The sequence below is a fragment of the Variovorax sp. UC122_21 genome (assembly GCF_044056785.1).
Classification (GTDB): Bacteria; Pseudomonadota; Gammaproteobacteria; order Burkholderiales; family Burkholderiaceae_C; genus Variovorax.
Window position 1 is genome coordinate 4946119 of record NZ_CP172004.1, and the last position, 17042, is coordinate 4963160.

Below are 17042 nucleotides of genomic sequence, written 5' to 3' on the forward strand. Positions count from 1 at the left end.
ACCGGCGAGGCTTCCAAGCATGAGAAATTCTTCGCCGCCGTGGCCGACGCTGCCGACCTCGACAATCGAAACGCCAACGGATCGATCGGAAAATCCGTCGACTTCGCCGCGTCTGAATTCGCCGAGCCTATTGGCGGCTTAACCAGAACGAACTGATCGTCCACACGATACTTCTCGGACTCCTGCGTCCAAAGGGCCTCATGGGCAAGATATACGACCACCACTGGCAAGCAACTGAAGTCCCGATCTTCCCCTATGAGTCACTGCCCAGCACCTTGAGAGAGGTGCTGGACGAGCGCTCCAGTACCCCAAAAGACGATGCGATCGGAGCATCGTTGCTGGAGGCCGTTAGTTCACTGGCCTCATCAGGCTTGGCTGTGTACGAAAAGCCGGAAGGCGGCACCGCACCATTGAATTCATTCGGCATCCTGTTGGCGTCTTCGGGTGCGGGCAAGAGCTTTCATCATGGGCCGCTGACAGAGGCCATATCTCAATGGTGCACAAAGGCCTCCGAGCAGATACCGGCGACCCAACACCAGCAGCAAGCGGCACATCGTGTATGGCGCAAGCGTGTGATGAAGATCGAAAAGGATATTCAACAATGCTTGGCGGACGGTGAAGCAACGGATGAGATTGAAGCGCTGCTTGCCAAAACACTCGGGCAGGAGCCCCTCCCCGCAGTGACCCCCGCCCTCCTTCAAGAGGATGCCTCGATGCAGGCGGTGTTGCGCGACCTGGAACACTGGCCTGTGTCCGGCTGGATCGTCGATGAGGGCATGGTCGCATTGAACATGCTGCGCTCGAAGGACTTCCCGACCTTGGCGAATCTCTTTGGCGGAAAGATCGTTCGGCACAGCCGCGTCGGCGAGTCGCGCAAGGAAATCAAGGGCTATCTGACCACGCTGTTCATGGTTCAACCCGGGCTCTTCAAAACGTTCTACAAGAAGCGCGGGCAAGAACTAAAGGCCGGAGGTTTAGACGCTCGCTTTCTGTATCACATCGTCGCGGACAACTGGATTGGCTCAGAGAATCCCGAGAAGTCAAAATTGGCGGCGCGCACAAGGAATACAACCGCCGCGTGACCGACATGCTGGACGATCTTCTTAGACGTATCCGCTCGGGCAAAGAGAAACCCCTTCCATCGCCTTCAGCAGAAGGGCAAAGGAAGAATTGCAGGCATTGCAACGGAAAAACATCGACTCAATGGCGAAATCTAGGTATTCCTATTACCGCGATCTCCTGGCAAAGCAAGCCGGACATATTGCCCGCATGGCCGCCAAAAATCATATCTTCCTCGGCCTAGAAGGCGAAGTATCTCTTGAATTGGTGGAGCTCGCAGAACGAATTTGCGACTATCACTTCGATGTTTACATGTTCACTCACGACCCGCTCGATCAAGAGCCGCAACGCGTGCGCGATGCTGCGGCGCTGGAGCGGTTCATACGCCACGGGAACTCGCGACACTTCAGGTATGACGAGATTGGGAAGCTCGCGCTAAAGTTGGGGATGACGACGACCAACTTACGGGGAGCCATCGGAGAACTTTTCAATCAAAACCGTGCCGTACTGAAAAAACGGGATAGAGAATACCTGATTGAATTGATTCCGCCACCAGACTCACTAGATAACATTATAAACCTTCGTCAATTTTAGTATCGTTTGATCTGGAAGAAATAAAAAAACCTTGAGCGAAGAAAATTTCAAAAATCGTTCCGCGGTCAGCCTTACCGGTGCTTGAAAAGTCCGAATGCGTAAAGAAGGAATAAGTCGCGCGCCCCGTGATGAGCAATTCGATCTTGACGGAATATTTAAGAATCTGGAACGCAATATGGGGGTCACCTATGCTCTTGATGGGAAAGGCTACCGGCTCGGGTCGAGTGTCAAGCTACTCGTTTCCCAGATTCAATTCATGAATCTCGTAATCGAGACAGGCCAATTACCTTACGAGATCAAGCGCGACATTCAGGGGAAGGCACGCTTTAGCAGAAGCAAGCTGGCCGGCTATGCGGGCTTGCTACCCGCGTTCGGGCGACTGCTATTTGACAGCTTGGTGTTGCCACCCGATCTAACTTTATTCCATCGCGTTTTCTCGAAGCATGCCATCAAGCAATTTCCCGACACAGCCGAAAACCCGATTGATGAAAGTTTCGCAGCGACTTTCAACGATTTTGTCCTGAATCTGCGCGCGGAGGGAAAGCGGACCGATATCAAGCGACAGATGCAAGGCTGGCAACGAAATGCTGTTGAGAACGCCAAGCGGCTCGCTTCCTATCTTGACGCCTTGCACCGGAGATACGCCCGGCTGAAAGTGGTTCGCCTTGACCTGCTGTATCGGCAAGCGGCGTGCCAGGATTTTGAGGAGGCAAAGGAATGGAATCAAGTGCTCCAAGCCCTCCATGCCCGAGAGCGTTGCGCGTTGCCTCAAGAATTGATGCGCGATGATCTAGCGCATGATTTGCCACGCGTAGACATCATTACGGCGGCGCAGGACTGGCGCCACTTGAAGGACAACATGCGTGGAAAGCCGTCCTTGTTTCGCGACATGGTGGGCTACGTACTGCTCCATCGAATTCTCAAGCACGGGGGGCCGACTATTTGCATGTCATGCTGGCCTTCGAGGGTTCTTGGATCACTCCTCACGAATGGCTAGGCGATTTGATAGGCCAATATTGGGTGGAAATGACTGGGGGCCGAGGCTACTTTCGCAACTACGCGCAAGGCTTTCACAAGCATATGACTACTGGGCTGATCGAGTACGACGATAACGAAAAAGCGCCGTAGCCTTTTGCGCGAATTGATGCTTCTAGCAAAGAAAGATCAATTCGTGAGAGTGGCGGTACCGCCGAAATCTAAGACTTTCATGACAGGGCGCTTTCCCATGCCATCCTTCAGTGAGAGTGAATGGCGTCGCGCTGAGGACCTGGCTTCATCCTGATCGGATGGGCGGGTGATGCGCTGCGACAGGAGTCGTAGATAATTTTCCCGTAAATTATTAGACATCCAAAATGGTTCCTCGGCATACTGGGAACCATTTTGGATATCTGTATTTTATATTAAATTTATCTTGAATTGCCCCATGGATGGCTTTCCAAGCAGGAAGCGGTTTATGGGCAGCTCGCTCAGGCGGTTGGTGAAAATGGCCATCGACGGCTGAATATTTACCCAGGTCAAGCAGTGATGAACGGCTTTCGCTACGCGCCGAGGCCTCTAAAGCCAGGTTTCACTCGTGTTCTTCAGGATGCCCAACCTCGGACTGCCCATGCTGTTTCGCCGGGATTCCTCTATAAAAATGCACCCGCATCACACGACGTAGCTCAAGCAGAATATCGGGCCGCATGTGGTTTTCCAACAAGCTGGCTTCCGTGATTTCTATGGGCCTCAAGCATTAAGATTTCAAAAAAATCCTCAAATCGCGCCCCACATCCTCCCAGAATTGGCTCGCGACGGCTGAGGCCATGTCAGAACTACGTCTGCCCGCAGGTGTAGTTTGGACACCGTCTATGAATGAGTTAACGGGCGACATAAACCCCCGCACAGATCATTCTATGAATTTCGTCGCCGCGCTGCTGATCGATAGAATTTTTTGCGGCAATCTTTGGATTTTAGGATCAGAATTTTTTGCTTCTTATGGAATGGAAAAGGCCTCATCAATAAAAGCAAAATTCCACCGAATATCCAGGCACAGCCTCAACGGGGTCACCGGCAAATAAAATCATTTGCAGGAGAAGATCTGACCTATTCATAAGCAGCGACCTTCCAGGGTAAAAAATAATTGAGGAGCAAGATGGATTGAAATCAACCTCCATCCAGTCGATATGTTTAACCTTTCAGAGCAATCTCTTAATTATGACGAAGAAATTCGAAACCGCAAGGCCACACAAGCCAGGATACGGAGAAACAAGCAGCGCGGTCTGGATTTCGAAAAGGAGATGTTCGATGCCGCCTCCCGCTACCTGGTGCTGCACCTCACTCTCAACTACAAAGCAAAATTTCGGGACAAGGTAACACTCCGAACTATCCAAAAGCACCGAGATTTACTGTTTCGGCAAATCGACGAATACCCTCATCCTTTGCTTGAAGCCATTCATGGAATTATCTGGAAATTGGAAGAAGGTGAAAAATCGGGAGGTTTGCATATGCACCTGCTGATCTTCTATTCTGCGCACCGCAAATCGGACATTTTGGTTGCGCGCGATATCGGAGAGCACTGGGTCGAAAAGGTCACGGATGGATGGGGTGACTACTGGAACTCCAATGCGTGCAAGGAAAATCTGACACGGTGGGGAGTGGGCATCGGCCAAGTCAACAGGAGAGATTACTTGAAGCGAGGTTCGCTGCAAGCTTTCATTGCCAACTACCTCGCCAAGGCAGATCAGGTTCCTCATGGCCGCAGCAAAGACGACAAGCTCTTCGGTGCCAGGTCATTTGGCTATCTTCAGCCTGCCAATTCGGTACATTTCCATGCTGCAAGTGCGTCTCTGCACAGCTACTAGGCGAGAAAAAAATAACGCCTGATGAACAATCCCGCGTGGCCGTAAGGCCGCGCAGGATTGTTTTTTTCAAACTCAAATTCATGTCGACTCAGCACCCTCATCACAAGCCTCTTTCGCAAGAAATGACGAAGGAGAAATTCGAATGCAAAATGAGACTCAGGTACTGATCAGTTAGAACCGATCTAGCCAAAAAGTAAAAAAAGAATGATGCCGGCAGCTGCACACCCGGAGAAGACATATGACCAAACCTTCGCTGCATCAAGCTTGTATGCGGTTGACAATATTGAACGGCTTTCCCTCAGGTGAGTTGTAGTCCCTCGCGCGAGAGCGGCATCATTCTTTTCACGGATACGACGCCCGTGTTCAAGCCCAATTTCGTGAATACTCTCCAATTCGCAAGGCTTCCAGAAATTAGTGCTGTCGCTTTCGAACGCGATTCCAACTCTTTTGACTTGGTAGTACCCCAGAACAACGCCTTGCGCGTACGCATTGATCAACGGCTGCGCCGGGGAGCCATCGGTTAAATTTCGGCGGATCAAATCTCCGGCCAAATCGATCAAGTTGACCGCAACACCGGTCGGCGAAACGAAGCTCTCCTGGTTTACTCGCAGGCACCACAGGAGAGAGCCGAGCATCCAAATAGCTTGGCGAGGGGCTTCGCTACATGGCCGGTTGTCAGATGTACCTTGTCTCGCACTTGGGTAACTCGAGCCTCTGCGCGCGTTGAGCACGTCTGCCAACCGCTGGGGGCTGCTCAACATCTCCGTTTGCGCCATCTTCTCGAGTGCTCTCAGGCCGGAGACGTGATCGACGAGAAAGCTGAATTCAGTCGAGGACATCTGCCTCCCAGACGCCGTGAAGGTGTCGTACCAATCGGCAAGTCTCGCCGGCGTGGAGCATTCAACAAACGCCAAGTCGAACGAGGTCACCATCGCGGCGGGGATCGATCTCATATCAGGCCCCTCGGCAGGCGTATGCAGTTACGTCGATCGGCGCAAGAGGCACTAGCGCGAGTACTGGCGAGCCATCTGGCGTTTCGGTTGGCGCTGGTCGAGACCAGCCGAAAGAGGTGCTTCACGTTGTCTCTGGAACCTGTTGGGGGCGTAGTTGGGACTATAAACAACCTTTAGGGTTGACATCCAACTTTAAAGACCCTTCCTCTTCGAAGGGTGATACCCAACCATTCCAGTTGGAAATGGAGGGCGTATGCCGCAAGAGGAAAAACGATTGGCTGTTGCCGTGGGTCGGGCCATCGCCAAGCGTCGCAACGCCAGTCATCTCACGCAGGAGCGGGTGGCCGAGCGCTTGGGAATTGGCGTGGAGGCGATGTCACGCATCGAGCGCGGGTTGGCGCTACCCACGGTGGTGCGGCTGAGCGAGTTGGCCGACATCTTTGATTGCAACATCGCCGACTTGGTGACCGAGACCAGTTCCCGCGCAACCGATCAGGCGAGTCATCTGGAGCGGCTTTTGTCCAAACTCAGCGGGGACGATCGCTCGATGGTGGTCGACATCGTCGAGACGCTGACTAATCGGCTGGATCAACGGCGTCCTTAGCGCCCGGCTCTCACCTGCTTAGCCTGTGGGCAGGGCCCCGGCAGTGCCCGGCTGTTTTTGATAGCCATCTGGCAGCATGATGGTGGTGGTTTTCCGATCTGCCTCGGTGACGATCCAGATCCTGACGCCGTGTGCGATGGCATAGCACTACAGCACGCGCAGGCCCAGCAGCAAGGCCAGTTCGTTTTGCAGTGCGTCCTGCTCACACAGGTCGCCTCAATTGCCGTGCAGGTGACGCGCGAGCAGAAGGACGCCTTCGGTGCCGGTTCGTTCAAGAGCGGCCGTGGCGGCATCGGTGATGGTGACTTTGCCAAGCTCCAGGCGGGACCTGAAGTTCTGGCGCGGGCGGTGGAAGGGGACATGAAGAAATCTCCAAAATGAAAAGCCCGACCAGCCAAAGGCTGCCGGGCATGATGATGAATAAATGCTTCGGTCACGCGCGGGGAGCCACAGAAAGCGGGCGCCCGGCTGGAACTGGTTAGAAGTCTCGTGGGCCGTTCCGGTCTGCCAAAGGTGTGTCCGCACGTTTGGCACTCGTAGTTGTCGAGCACGTTGGTGTCGATGGCTTCGCCAACAGCAGCGCCGGTCGCACAACCCAGAGCACCACCGAAAGAGCGCCCATCAGCGCGCCCGCCACGCCGCCGAGGGCAGCGCCCAATGGTCCGGCGACCAGACCGAGGGCGGCCCCGGCTTCCGCGCCTCCGAGTGCAGCGGCGGCACTACCGGCCGCACCGGCAGCGGCTCCCACCGTGCCGCCAATCTTGCGGGCGTAGTCATGGGCGGTGATATTCGTCGAGTCGCAGCAGGGGCATGCAAGGGATTGGGTCATTTCCTATCTCTTCAAAGTGTTGGTGTGAGGGATAGCGTCGATGCGAAAAGCACCGATGCACGGGAGTCGTCAAAACGGCTCTCTTCGTGAGGGCCTGTCCAGGTACATCGGGTCATGGACGCTGGCGAGATGCACCTCTTCCTCGAGGGCCCGATGAACCTGATCCAGCCGGCAGGGATCGCTTCGCTTGCGGGCGAGGACTGCGCGATCGACCTGCAGGAGGAACGCCTCGTCGAACTCGATTGCCGCGCTGTCGCCTTGGGTGGCCGTGGCAATCGGGGCGCTCGTCATGGACGGACCTCCTCGAAAAAGATCCGCCTCGACGCGCTTAGCCTTGCCGCCGTGCGCGGGGAACCCCACGATGCAATGGCGATCTCGTTGCTGGCAGATGCCGCAGTTCAGGCAGTCGCTGTTGCCCACGAAGCCGGGCACACGACGACCTGACGCCCCCCTGGAGAGCGCATCGGCTTGGTCGTGTCCGCAGGAAGCACCACCACCACTGGCGCGATGCCCAGATCAGCATACGCATCCGCCTGCTGGAGCGTCTCGGCGCTGAGGTTGACCGTGAAGCCCATGCGGTTGGGCGGTCGCGATGGCGCCTCGATTGGCGCCGCTCGGCCGGTAGTGGGTATAGGTGAAGCCGCGCCGGCCCTTGTTGATCCAAGCCAACCGAGTCAGCAGTCGCGCGTCGATGACGCCGGGCGACGAGGGCGTGAGGTCACCTGCTTCGGTTGTGGCGCCACAGCGCATTGCGCCGCAGCGTGCCAAGCTCCCCAGCAAGGCGTCAGAACGTATCGCCTCGCTCGCCGCTGTCTGACACGGTCCCGAGTGGACTGCGCAGGGGCCGCTTTCTCGCGTAGCAGCCGTTGCCCTTGAAGCTGCAGTTCGGCGGGCACGAGTTTGCGCTCGTGGTCGTCACCGGAATGGGCCCGGTCTTGCGGTTGCGGCTGACGCGCACCAGATGGTATTTGTAATCGCTCGGTGCGCAGGTCGTTTCGGGAGCGAGTGCTGGGCGCACTTGGAGCGGCCAGTGCAGGTTCGAGTTCGGGCGAGCCTGTGCTCGCGCCATGATGGAAATGGACAAAATCGAATCCTTTGTATGTTGGGGCGCGCGCGGCCAGTGGTGGCCGCGGCGTGAATGCCGCGCGTGCAAAGCCGGCGGCGAGAAAAGTCCCGCGTGCGCATACGTCGCGCTCGGGCCGATGAGGCCGAGCGCGGTGGATGCATTGCTTGGAGGTGAGAAAGGTCGAAGCGAGGATGGAAGCGGCAGAACGCCAGGTCAGGCGCTCGGCAGCTCAAGCACTCGACCTGCGGGTGGCCAGCGGGCTGGCAGCCGGTGAACTGACCGCCTGCGGGTCAAACCTCCTTGCCAGCTTGTCGCGCAACTCCACGGCGCAACCGTGCCAGGCATGGCCGCTGACCATCGGGGTGTCCAGTGCTTGCGGATCCATCGCAGCGACGCGCTCGGCGTACTGCTGCAACGCCTGCGGCACGAAGGCCTGGATCAGCGCGCCGTGGGCACTGAACTCCATCAACTCGATGACAAATTCAACGTTGGACGAAGACATGTCCGCCGGCCTCGTTCACATTCGCAGGTCTCAGATGCTTCGCAGACCTCACAGCTCGACTGCAGGATCTCGAAGCCTGCGCCCTCCACAAGCCCTGGGTCGAGCAGCATGACGAGGTCGTCGGGCATCCCCGAACGCATCGACGCCCAGGCCCCGTCGCACAGGCCGTCTTCACGCGCGCGGATCCTGGCTGCGAGCGCCAATGCGTCTTCATCAAAGACCGCGAGCTCAACGCTGAATACCAGCACCGTGCGCGACCTCGGCAATATGGTGGACACCGCACTCATGCGCCCTCCCCGCTTTCGGCTTCCATGCTGGCCTTGACCCGATAGATTTCGGGCTCCGAACGCCAGTGCGGCGTTATCGGGACTGGGCGACCCGTTCTGACGAACCCACCAGTCCGGCGGGCTATAGGGCACCGTCATCACTCCCAGATACCCGTTCTGGGTGGCATAGCCCACCACCTTGGCACTGCCGATGCCATTGACGCGGATGATCACGTCTTCACCGATCGCCGGAACGTCGAAATCGCCCGACCACTTGAACATGTCCTGGGTAAAGGGGTCGCGGGTATGTGGCGGCACGATGGCGTGCCGCATGAATTTGTTTTTCATGAAAGGTTCTCTTGAGCGGGCAACACCTTGGCGTTACCCAGTTGTCGGGACTTCATGCGAAAGACGACGCCGTCGCTCTCGCGAGCCACCTCCCAGCCGCACGGCCGAGCTTGTGGCGAAGCACGTAGATGTGGTCGCCGTACGCGACGCGCGCGCCGCAGCGAATCAGAGTGCGCTTGGCAAACCGGTTCGCGTGGAATGCACGGACTTGCTCGCGCCAAGGGCCGGCATGTGGGCCGAGCGGCTCATCGGCGCGCGCCAGGTATGACAGCGGGCAGTCGTAGTAGTGAGGCCCAAGCGTTTCGTCCAGGCATTTCACGACCGCCTCGCCACCGCGACATTCGATGAGCGTCAGGCCGATCCACTTGCGACCGGCCAGCGTGCCCGTATGCGCTTGCGCGAGGAACCACAGCCGCGTGCCGATGACTCTGTGAGCCAACACTGCTGAAGAAGCGCTGACGTTCGCCAGTTCATCGCGGATGGCCTGTGCCTTGGTCGCGCGGTACACGAAGGAGCCCATGTCAGCCTCCGGCGAAGCAGGCGCAGCCCGGCCCTTGGAAGATCGACGGCTTCGAAGGGCTCGACGAAAAAGAAGAGAAGCAAATGGATGAGGCGGTGCATTGAACAGACGTAAAAAAAGCCCGCATGGAGCGGGCTGGATGAGAGGCATGATTGGGAGAGGGAGTGGAGGAAACCGTCGATGACGTCGGCGTTGCCCGGATCACGGCCACGAGAAAACATCAAACGCCAAGACTGCGGGCAAGACGAGGTTGTCGCCAGCGAGTTCCAGGCCTTCGCATCGGTGGCTTTGCGCGAGCGTCAGAAGCCGATGCAGCGCATGCCATTCAGGCGTCTTGGTCGCCGCAACGCTTTGGGGCGTGACATCCAGGCGCCAGTTGTAGTCCTCGAGCTCCAGGATCGGCAGGCCTGCGGGGATTGAAAGAGCGCCATCGCTCACTTGCGAATCGGACAAGGCATGAATTCGCTGCACGATCTCCCAGGGGAGATGACGCGCGCTGACGCGCAGCGTGCGGGCGATGTAGCGATGAAGGCTCGGGGCGCAAGTGCAGCGGAATGCTTCAGCTGCACCGGCACGGTTGGTCAGATTATTTTTCATTGCGAGTGGCTCTGTTTTGTGAATGACGCGTTGAAATGAATGGGGCTGCGGGAAAGAAGTTGGCCACCTGACCGGGCTGCGCTGCGGGCGCCATCTCTGCCCACATCTCTGCGGCATGCCGTTGTGGCGACAGCAAGACACTCGTCCAGAAAATCCAGGCGAGGCGGCACAATCGCCCCATGACAATGGAGCAGGAACTGCCCGACGAGGCGTTGAACACGATGGCCATGGCGTGGCGCAAGAAGGCACTCGAGGGAGACCTTCACGCCCGTGGCATTGCCCACGAACTGGAGACGGAGCTGCGCCGACGTGCCGGCGCCCCTTTACGGACTACGACACCCTGGATCTACGCCCTCTGGAGGCGCGGCGAGTCAGGCGCCGGTGGTGGACGTTCTGGCGCGCTCGCTGAGCGAGCAGGCTTTTCTACGACGCATCACTGCACCGGGAAATCCTCATCCGGAGCGGGGGGCGCCTGGTCGAGCTCGACGCCGCGCCAGAATGCCTGCTCCTGCTGGATAAGCCGCTCAATCTCGCCGTCGTCGCGCTCGATGCGGTAGACCTGCAGGTCCTGTCCGCACAACAAGGCCACCACGTCGACTGCGCGCGAACCGGTCACCGCCAGCAGATGCAGAGCCCGAAGCCTCATGTACCCCGGGACTCCCTGCGCCCGAAAGGGGGCGGCGTTCATGCCAACGCACAGGCATTCGAGAAGCTGAACGTCGGGGTCGGCCACCACCTCACGGGTCACGGTCGCGAGCATCCAAGGATGCTCCCGGTGCCGCACCGCGCCATCGACGCGCCGGACCGCGCGCCCGGTTCGGTTGATGTAGTGCGCGGCCACCAAAGGCTCGAGCAAGCAGCTCCAATACGTGAGGCTGTCGTCTTGCAGCTGCGTTGGGTGCAGCATGTCCTGGCGGCCTGTCTTCTCCATCCACAGGCGAACCTGGGACTTGAAGGGATCACGCCCCAAGGCAGCGGCGGCGTCGCGGTGTTCGATACCGACGTCGGGCGTTTGTGGAAGGTGCAGATTCCGATCAGTGAGAACTGTCGCACCAGGTGCCCTTGGCGTGCGATTCAAATGCAGCGCAGCGCGCTGTGTCGTGGCGAGGGCCGGGGATCGCAGCCGTTCTGCACGGGTCAGCATCATGATTTGCCTTTCTTCAGGTTTTTCGTTCGGATGAGCCACCCATAGCCAAAAGCCCCGTCCTCCTGGCGGAGGAACGGGGCTTCGGTGATGGGAGGGATGAGAGGGGTGGGCAGCGAAGATGCGGTAGAGCCGGGGCCCGCCTCACGAGGTCAGTTCAAGGGCAAGGCCCAGTGCTCGCTGTTTGAGCCTGCACACTGCCCGCACCAAGCACTGCCGAGACGGTACTCCCGGCTGCGCGCACGGCGTTCATGCTCGACGTAATCGGTCACGGCGTTTAGCAGGCCCCAAGCCGTGCCCTTGGCAGCGGTAAGTTTAGCGCCGCGGCCCTGACCCTCGCAGCTCGCTTGCAGCCGTTTGGCAGCCCGCTCGGGAGGGATGACGGCGGGCTCAAGGCGAGGTTCCGGCGACAAGGTCCTCCCTCTCGGCACCTGCCAGAAGTACTCCAGCGCCTCCTCGGGCTTGACGTTGCACTCGGACAGCGCCTTCATGCGGTACATGAAACCGTCCCAGTGCGATATCGCCATGCCCAACTGGCGCTTGATGGCTTCAGTATCGAAGGTGGTGCTGTGGAGTACGCGAATGGCGTTGCCGCTCGCGCCTTCGATCGCCATCGTGAGCGTGCTGTGGCAGACCATCCGCACCGTCGTCGGCGTGACGGTGGTGGCCAGGGAGCCATCGCTGAATGGTGGCCAGCAACAGGTTGCCTTCGACCGTATGCGAGCCCTGGAGCACGCTGCGCTCGCCTATACGAGCCAGAGCCCAGAATTGCGCCCCGCATTCAGGGCACTGACTGTCTTAGTCTCATCGCCTGAGAGGTGGGTAAGGTCTCGGTATCGCTTGAGCAATTCCGACGCCTAATGACCTGGTATCGGCTGTTAACCACCGAGAGCGCTGCACTGGTTTCGCTGCGGAAGAGGACCTTTTGCTCATTAAGGGCCTACAGGGCCTGAATTCAACCTGTGTGCTGCTCATGTACTACACGGGGGTGGCAAATGGTATAGGCCATCCTGACCTTCTGAGCCAAGGCCACCGAGGATTAATTTGACGTCAGCTGTCGATCGGGGTTGCGCCACGGGTGCCGCCCGCATAGGCCTGGGGGTGAGCCGGATTGGCTGGTTCCCTTTGTGTTGGTGAATAAGTAGCGCAAACTCACTCTGGGCAGCCAAGTGCGGCGCTCGGACCTGGGTCCCCCCACCTGCTCGGAGAAGAAAAGTAGAGGGGATCGCGGCATGCCCATCATGGAGTGGCGAATGCCGCAGATTCGCAGCCGAAGTTTAGGAAAGCCGTCCCGCTCAGGACGCAGACAGACGTTCGAAGCCCGCAAGGAGCTTGCCAAGACTGTTCAGACTAGCAAATCAAACAACCGATGCAACGATTTCTTCACTGTTCTCGGGGAGGTGATATAGGGCTGAAAAAAACTGGAATTCCAGCTGGCGCTGTGGGGCAACGACCGAAAAGTAAGCCAACGACCTAGTTCAGCTTCGGCCAGCCCGGTACAGCATGCTTGTCATTCAAGGAGCGAGTTCATCCCAACTCGAACCTGCAATCTCAAACAGGTGTCCACTGACAGATGGCTGACTTTTCGTCCTTAACTGCAGGGAAGTCGCTCAACGACAACAACCGTGACTTATGTCACGCAAAAAGATCAAAATAGCAGAGCAGTTACCACCTAAGAGTTAGCCAATGTCTGCTTTCAGAGCGTGCCGTTGCACCGTCAATCATCTTACGCGAGTGAAGCGAAGTCTTTGGATGAAACTATTCATGCCGTGGCTGAAGGCGTATCAGTGCCTAAACTGCGGAAAGACTCAACTACACCGAGAATCTATTGTAAACCAATCAAAAGCTAGGCATGCCGCGCGGCGAAAACATAAAGAGCCGAAAATTGAATAGTAAGCAATCAGTCCTCAACAACCAGCCGAGCAACGCTGCCACTATCCACGCCTATTTAGCCAACCCCCTGAAATTTTCCATAAACAATCAATTGTCAATAATTTGCGTCACCTGAAACTTTTTTACATTTTATGCAATTTTCAAGGCTCACTCCCGAGCATATTTCCCTTTGAAATGAACCTTATCATAATTTCCTCCAAAGCTGTGCTCCAATAGCTTGCGATCCAATAGGCTTTCACCTCGAGGAAGAAGCTCATGCCCAGACCTTGCTCTTTTGCCCGCGCTCCGGTATTGCTAGCCCTGATATGGCTCATAGTTTTCGCGCCGCCCGCACTGCCCCGTGCCTCTGAAGCAAAGGCATTTGATCATTTCCCACGTGATGTCCAGACACAACTTCGACTACTTGATCGGCTTTCCTGGGGCGCGAACGCGACGAGCCAAGCTCAACTAAAACAAGAGGGTCTCGGAAATTGGCTAAAGCAGCAACTACACCCTTCTTCACAATCATTACCTTTGGCGGCGCAAGCGCAGATCGACGCCATGACGATATCTCAAACGCCATTCGATCAGTTAGTAATCTCAGTAATTGAGCAACGGCAATTTATCGCAAAACTTGATGACGGAGAGCAAAAAAAAATTGCGCGTCAAGAATATCAGCAGCGCTTCAATCAAATAACCAACGAGACTCAAAAAAGATTTCTCCTCCGCACTCTTTATTCTGAAAATCAACTCCAAGAACAGATGACGTGGTTCTGGATAAATCACTTCAGCGTAAACATTCGCCGAGGAATTGTTCGCGCGATGGTTGGCGACTACGAAAACTCCGCCATCCGCCCGCATGCATTAGGAAAATTTCGCGATCTCCTAGGCGCGGTGGTCCACCACCCGGCAATGCTCTTATATCTTAATAATAACAGCAATTTCTCGAATCACATTAACGAAAACTTCGCGAGAGAGTTAATGGAACTGCATACATTGGGTGTAGGCAGCGGCTACTCCCAGAAGGATGTACAGGAATTAGCTCGCGTACTAACGGGTTTGGGCGTAAATATTCGACCGTTAGACTCGCCGGCCCCAAAACCGAAACCGGCCAGTCAATCCGAGTACGTACGTCGTGGACTTTTCGAATTTGACCCAGTGCGGCACGATTACGGACCAAAGACTTTGCTGGGCCAACCTATTGAGTCCAGGGGACTGGCCGAAACAGACGAAGCCCTCGATCGCCTTGCGAGTTCGCCTGCTACCGCACGCTTTATTTCTCGAAAGCTAGCGATTCACTTCGTTACTGATGACCCTCCGCGAGAGCTCGTCGATCGAATGGCATCGACCTTTTCGCTTAGTAATGGGGACATTGCCGCCACGCTTCAAACAATGTTCGAGTCGCCAGAGTTTTCTACTTCATTAGGTCAAAAATTTAGAGATCCCATACATTATGTGATTGCCTGCGTGCGACTAGCTTATGACAATCGTGTAGTTTCAAATGTCGCTCCAATAGTAAGTTGGTTGAATCGAATGGGCCAACCGTTATATGGACGCGAAACTCCCGACGGTTACCCCCTCAATGCCTCCGCTTGGTCAAGTGCGGGTCAAATGAACACGCGCTTTGAAATTGCTCGGGATATCGGCACAAACGGCATCGCCCTATTTCGAACGAACGACAAAAATTCACCAGCCCCGCTTCCATCTCCTATTTTTGCGAATTCATCAATTGGCCGCATGCTCCAAAGCAACCTAAATTCCAACACACGAGCGGCTCTCGCTGCGGCTAGGACTCCTGAAGAATGGAACACACTTTTATTTGCGTCGCCCGAATTAATGTATCGTTAATACCTCAAATTCACTTGTTTGGAAAAATCTTAGAGAGTTGGATTTATGAGGCGCCAAAACTAATTGAAAAATCGGCCATACACTTTTCGGGTCTTACGGGGTCGCTGTTCGCTGCACCATCTGCTAAAAGCGTGAAACTGTTGATCGTCTTTTTACGGGGCGCTTATTATTGCACCAGTTTCTTGATCCCATATCGAACGACTTTTACTACGAATCGCGACCCAGTATCGCGATTACGCCAAACAACTCCTACGGCGCGCCTCAGCTGGATGCCGAGTGGAGGTTGCATCCTGCAATGGCACGAAGTCTGATGCCACTCTTTCAGCAGAAACAAGCATCCTTTGCCGTCTACGCTGGGACCGACAATCTCACGCGCAGCCATTTTGAAACGCAGGATGCGATCGAACTTGATCGGCATCTGCGGCAACCACAGACGACGCTCGGGCTTCCTTAGCCGATTATCGAGTGTCCTTGAGGCTGGGCCGATCACCGGCATCTCGTTGATTGCCCTTACCAACGAATTGTCCATTTCTATGCGTGGCGATGCGAACGCGGTCAATAGGCCTTTGACCCGTGGCGCACGCACAGGCCTAGACGCGCAGAGGAGTCGACTCATCGCCTCGATGTATTGCGATAACCCGCTGGCCCGGTCTGCAACTGAGGTTTCGAGGTTCGCGACCAAATCCAGCGTGCAATGCAGGCGAATAAGATCGAAGGGGCGAGTCAGGGATTCGAGTTGATTGTGTGCCGCTTGGCGGTTCTTATGAGAGACCACTTCGATCTCGTCTTCATTGATGTCGACGGCTGAGTGGGCTGCTGCCGGTTTCGTTGACACCGACCTAAGCTTTTTGAGCTTGTTCGAACTGTACCGGGACTGACGTAGCCGAGCGTCGAATGCCGGCGCATCGGGTTGTAGAACCGCTCGATGTAGTCGAACACATCGGCCCGAGCTTGCTCCCGACTGCGGTACACGCGCCTGGCCGTGCGCTCGGTCTTCATTGAGCTGAAGAAGCTCTCCATCGCCGAGTTGTCCCAGACCTCGCCGGCTCTGCTCATGCTGCAGGTGATGCCTTGCTCGCGCAGCAGTTGCTGGAAGTGCGCACTGGTGTATTGACTGCCCTGGTCCGAGTGATGAAGCAGTGCTACTGGCTTGCCCCGGCGCCATACGGCCATCATCAGCGCGTCCACCACGAGCTGCGAGGTCATGCTCTCTTGCATCGACCAGCCCACGATGCGACGCGAGTAAAGGTCCAGCACCGCTGCCACGTACAGCCAGCCTTCGGCCGTCCAGATGTAGGTGAAGTCGGCCACCCACTTCTGGTTCGGTGCATCGGCCTGGAACTGGCGGTCCAGCACGTTGTCGGCAATCGCACAGCGCTCGCCCCGGTCCTTGGGTAAGCCCCGGCGCCTGGGACGTGCACGAAGAGCCTGCTCGCGCATGAGCCGCTCGATGCGGTGCAGGCCACAAGGCTGGCCCTGCTCCAGTACATCGCGCCACACGCGCCTGGCGCCATAGGTGCGGTCGCTGTGCACGAAGCTCTGGTGCACCTGAGCGCCCAGCTTCTCGTCATCGAGGCTGCGCCGGCTCCTGGGGCGCGCCAGCCAAGCGTAGAAGCCGCCTCGCGAGACACCGAGCGCCTCGCACATCAGATTGACCGGCCATGCCCCTCGGTGTTTCGCCACGAAGCCGAACTTCACATCGACTCCTTCGCGAAGTAGGCCGCGGCTTTTTTCAAGATGTCGCGCTCCATCTTGAGCTTGGCCACTTCCTTGCGCAGCCTGGCTATCTCCGCGTCCTGGGCCGTCTGCTTGCCATTGCCCGGAAAGGCCTCCTGCGGTGCCTCACGCAGCTCGCGAACCCATTTGCGCAGCACGTTCTCGTGTACGTCCAGGTCCTTGGCCGCCTGGGCCACGGTCACCCCACGCTCAGTGACCAGCTTGACCGCCTCGAGCTTGAACTCGCGGCTGAATGTCCTTCTTCTCTCCATGAACCACCTCCG

Annotated in this window: 16 protein-coding genes and 1 pseudogene; 8 read left to right on the plus strand and 9 right to left on the minus strand. The window is 57.0% G+C overall.

Annotated features, from left to right (window positions below):
* Positions 1–200 precede the first annotated feature (200 nt).
* From ACHMXE_RS35975 to ACHMXE_RS35990, 4 genes are all read left to right on the plus strand, one after another.
* Complete coding sequence (locus tag ACHMXE_RS35975) at positions 201–1082, plus strand: DUF3987 domain-containing protein (protein WP_395348643.1); 882 nt, start codon at positions 201–203, stop codon at positions 1080–1082.
* Positions 1083–1170: 88 nt separating this feature from the next.
* Positions 1171–1653, plus strand: coding sequence for a hypothetical protein (locus tag ACHMXE_RS35980; RefSeq protein WP_395348644.1), 483 nt, complete (start codon positions 1171–1173; stop codon positions 1651–1653).
* Positions 1654–1747: 94 nt separating this feature from the next.
* Positions 1748–2650: a hypothetical protein gene (locus ACHMXE_RS35985; RefSeq protein ID WP_395348645.1), complete on the plus strand. Its 903-nt coding sequence runs from the start codon at positions 1748–1750 to the stop codon at positions 2648–2650.
* Between the two features lie 1165 nt (positions 2651–3815).
* Positions 3816–4493: a hypothetical protein gene (locus ACHMXE_RS35990; RefSeq protein ID WP_395348646.1), complete on the plus strand. Its 678-nt coding sequence runs from the start codon at positions 3816–3818 to the stop codon at positions 4491–4493.
* A 182-nt stretch (positions 4494–4675) separates the two neighbouring features.
* On the opposite strand, the gene ACHMXE_RS35995 is transcribed toward ACHMXE_RS35990, so the two are convergent.
* Positions 4676–5446, minus strand: a complete 771-nt coding sequence (locus ACHMXE_RS35995) for a hypothetical protein (RefSeq protein ID WP_395348647.1) — start codon at positions 5444–5446, stop codon at positions 4676–4678.
* A gap of 253 nt (positions 5447–5699) precedes the next feature.
* On the opposite strand from ACHMXE_RS35995, the gene ACHMXE_RS36000 reads away from it, so the two are divergent.
* From ACHMXE_RS36000 to ACHMXE_RS36010, 3 genes are all read left to right on the plus strand, one after another.
* Entirely contained in the window at positions 5700–6050 is a 351-nt protein-coding gene (locus tag ACHMXE_RS36000; protein ID WP_057598220.1) for a helix-turn-helix domain-containing protein, read from the plus strand.
* A 57-nt stretch (positions 6051–6107) separates the two neighbouring features.
* Positions 6108–6431: a hypothetical protein gene (locus ACHMXE_RS36005; protein WP_395348648.1), complete on the plus strand. Its 324-nt coding sequence runs from the start codon at positions 6108–6110 to the stop codon at positions 6429–6431.
* A 601-nt stretch (positions 6432–7032) separates the two neighbouring features.
* On the plus strand, positions 7033–7323 hold the full coding sequence (locus ACHMXE_RS36010) for a hypothetical protein (protein WP_395348649.1): 291 nt from the start codon (positions 7033–7035) through the stop codon (positions 7321–7323).
* Positions 7324–8174: 851 nt separating this feature from the next.
* Here ACHMXE_RS36010 and ACHMXE_RS36015 read toward each other — a convergent pair.
* The 7 genes from ACHMXE_RS36015 to ACHMXE_RS36045 form a co-directional block, all read right to left on the minus strand.
* The gene (locus tag ACHMXE_RS36015; RefSeq protein ID WP_395348650.1) at positions 8175–8447 is read right to left on the minus strand and encodes a hypothetical protein; all 273 of its coding nucleotides are present in this window, start codon (positions 8445–8447) and stop codon (positions 8175–8177) included.
* Complete coding sequence (locus tag ACHMXE_RS36020) at positions 8411–9061, minus strand: hypothetical protein (protein ID WP_395348651.1); 651 nt, start codon at positions 9059–9061, stop codon at positions 8411–8413. Before ACHMXE_RS36020 ends, ACHMXE_RS36015 begins: the two co-directional genes overlap by 37 nt.
* Positions 9062–9113: 52 nt before the next feature.
* Complete coding sequence (locus tag ACHMXE_RS36025) at positions 9114–9581, minus strand: hypothetical protein (RefSeq protein ID WP_395348652.1); 468 nt, start codon at positions 9579–9581, stop codon at positions 9114–9116.
* A 201-nt stretch (positions 9582–9782) separates the two neighbouring features.
* Entirely contained in the window at positions 9783–10178 is a 396-nt protein-coding gene (locus ACHMXE_RS36030; RefSeq protein WP_395348653.1) for a hypothetical protein, read from the minus strand.
* Complete coding sequence (locus tag ACHMXE_RS36035; protein WP_395348654.1) at positions 10168–10407, minus strand: hypothetical protein; 240 nt, start codon at positions 10405–10407, stop codon at positions 10168–10170. The genes ACHMXE_RS36030 and ACHMXE_RS36035 overlap by 11 nt, the downstream gene beginning before the upstream one ends.
* 204 nt (positions 10408–10611) lie before the next feature.
* The gene (locus ACHMXE_RS36040) at positions 10612–11325 is read right to left on the minus strand and encodes a YqaJ viral recombinase family protein (RefSeq protein WP_395348655.1); all 714 of its coding nucleotides are present in this window, start codon (positions 11323–11325) and stop codon (positions 10612–10614) included.
* Positions 11326–11474: 149 nt separating this feature from the next.
* Positions 11475–11960 carry a DUF932 domain-containing protein gene (locus tag ACHMXE_RS36045; RefSeq protein WP_395348656.1) on the minus strand — a complete coding sequence of 162 codons (486 nt, stop codon included), beginning with the start codon at positions 11958–11960 and terminating at the stop codon, positions 11475–11477.
* A 1510-nt stretch (positions 11961–13470) separates the two neighbouring features.
* On the opposite strand from ACHMXE_RS36045, the gene ACHMXE_RS36050 reads away from it, so the two are divergent.
* A complete protein-coding gene (locus tag ACHMXE_RS36050; RefSeq protein WP_395348657.1) occupies positions 13471–15042 on the plus strand; it encodes a DUF1800 domain-containing protein in 1572 nt (523 codons plus the stop codon).
* Between the two features lie 870 nt (positions 15043–15912).
* On the opposite strand, the pseudogene ACHMXE_RS36055 reads toward ACHMXE_RS36050, so the two are convergent.
* Positions 15913–17030 (minus strand): annotated as a pseudogene (locus tag ACHMXE_RS36055) (IS3 family transposase); the annotation flags it as partial.
* Positions 17031–17042: the final 12 nt, after the last annotated feature.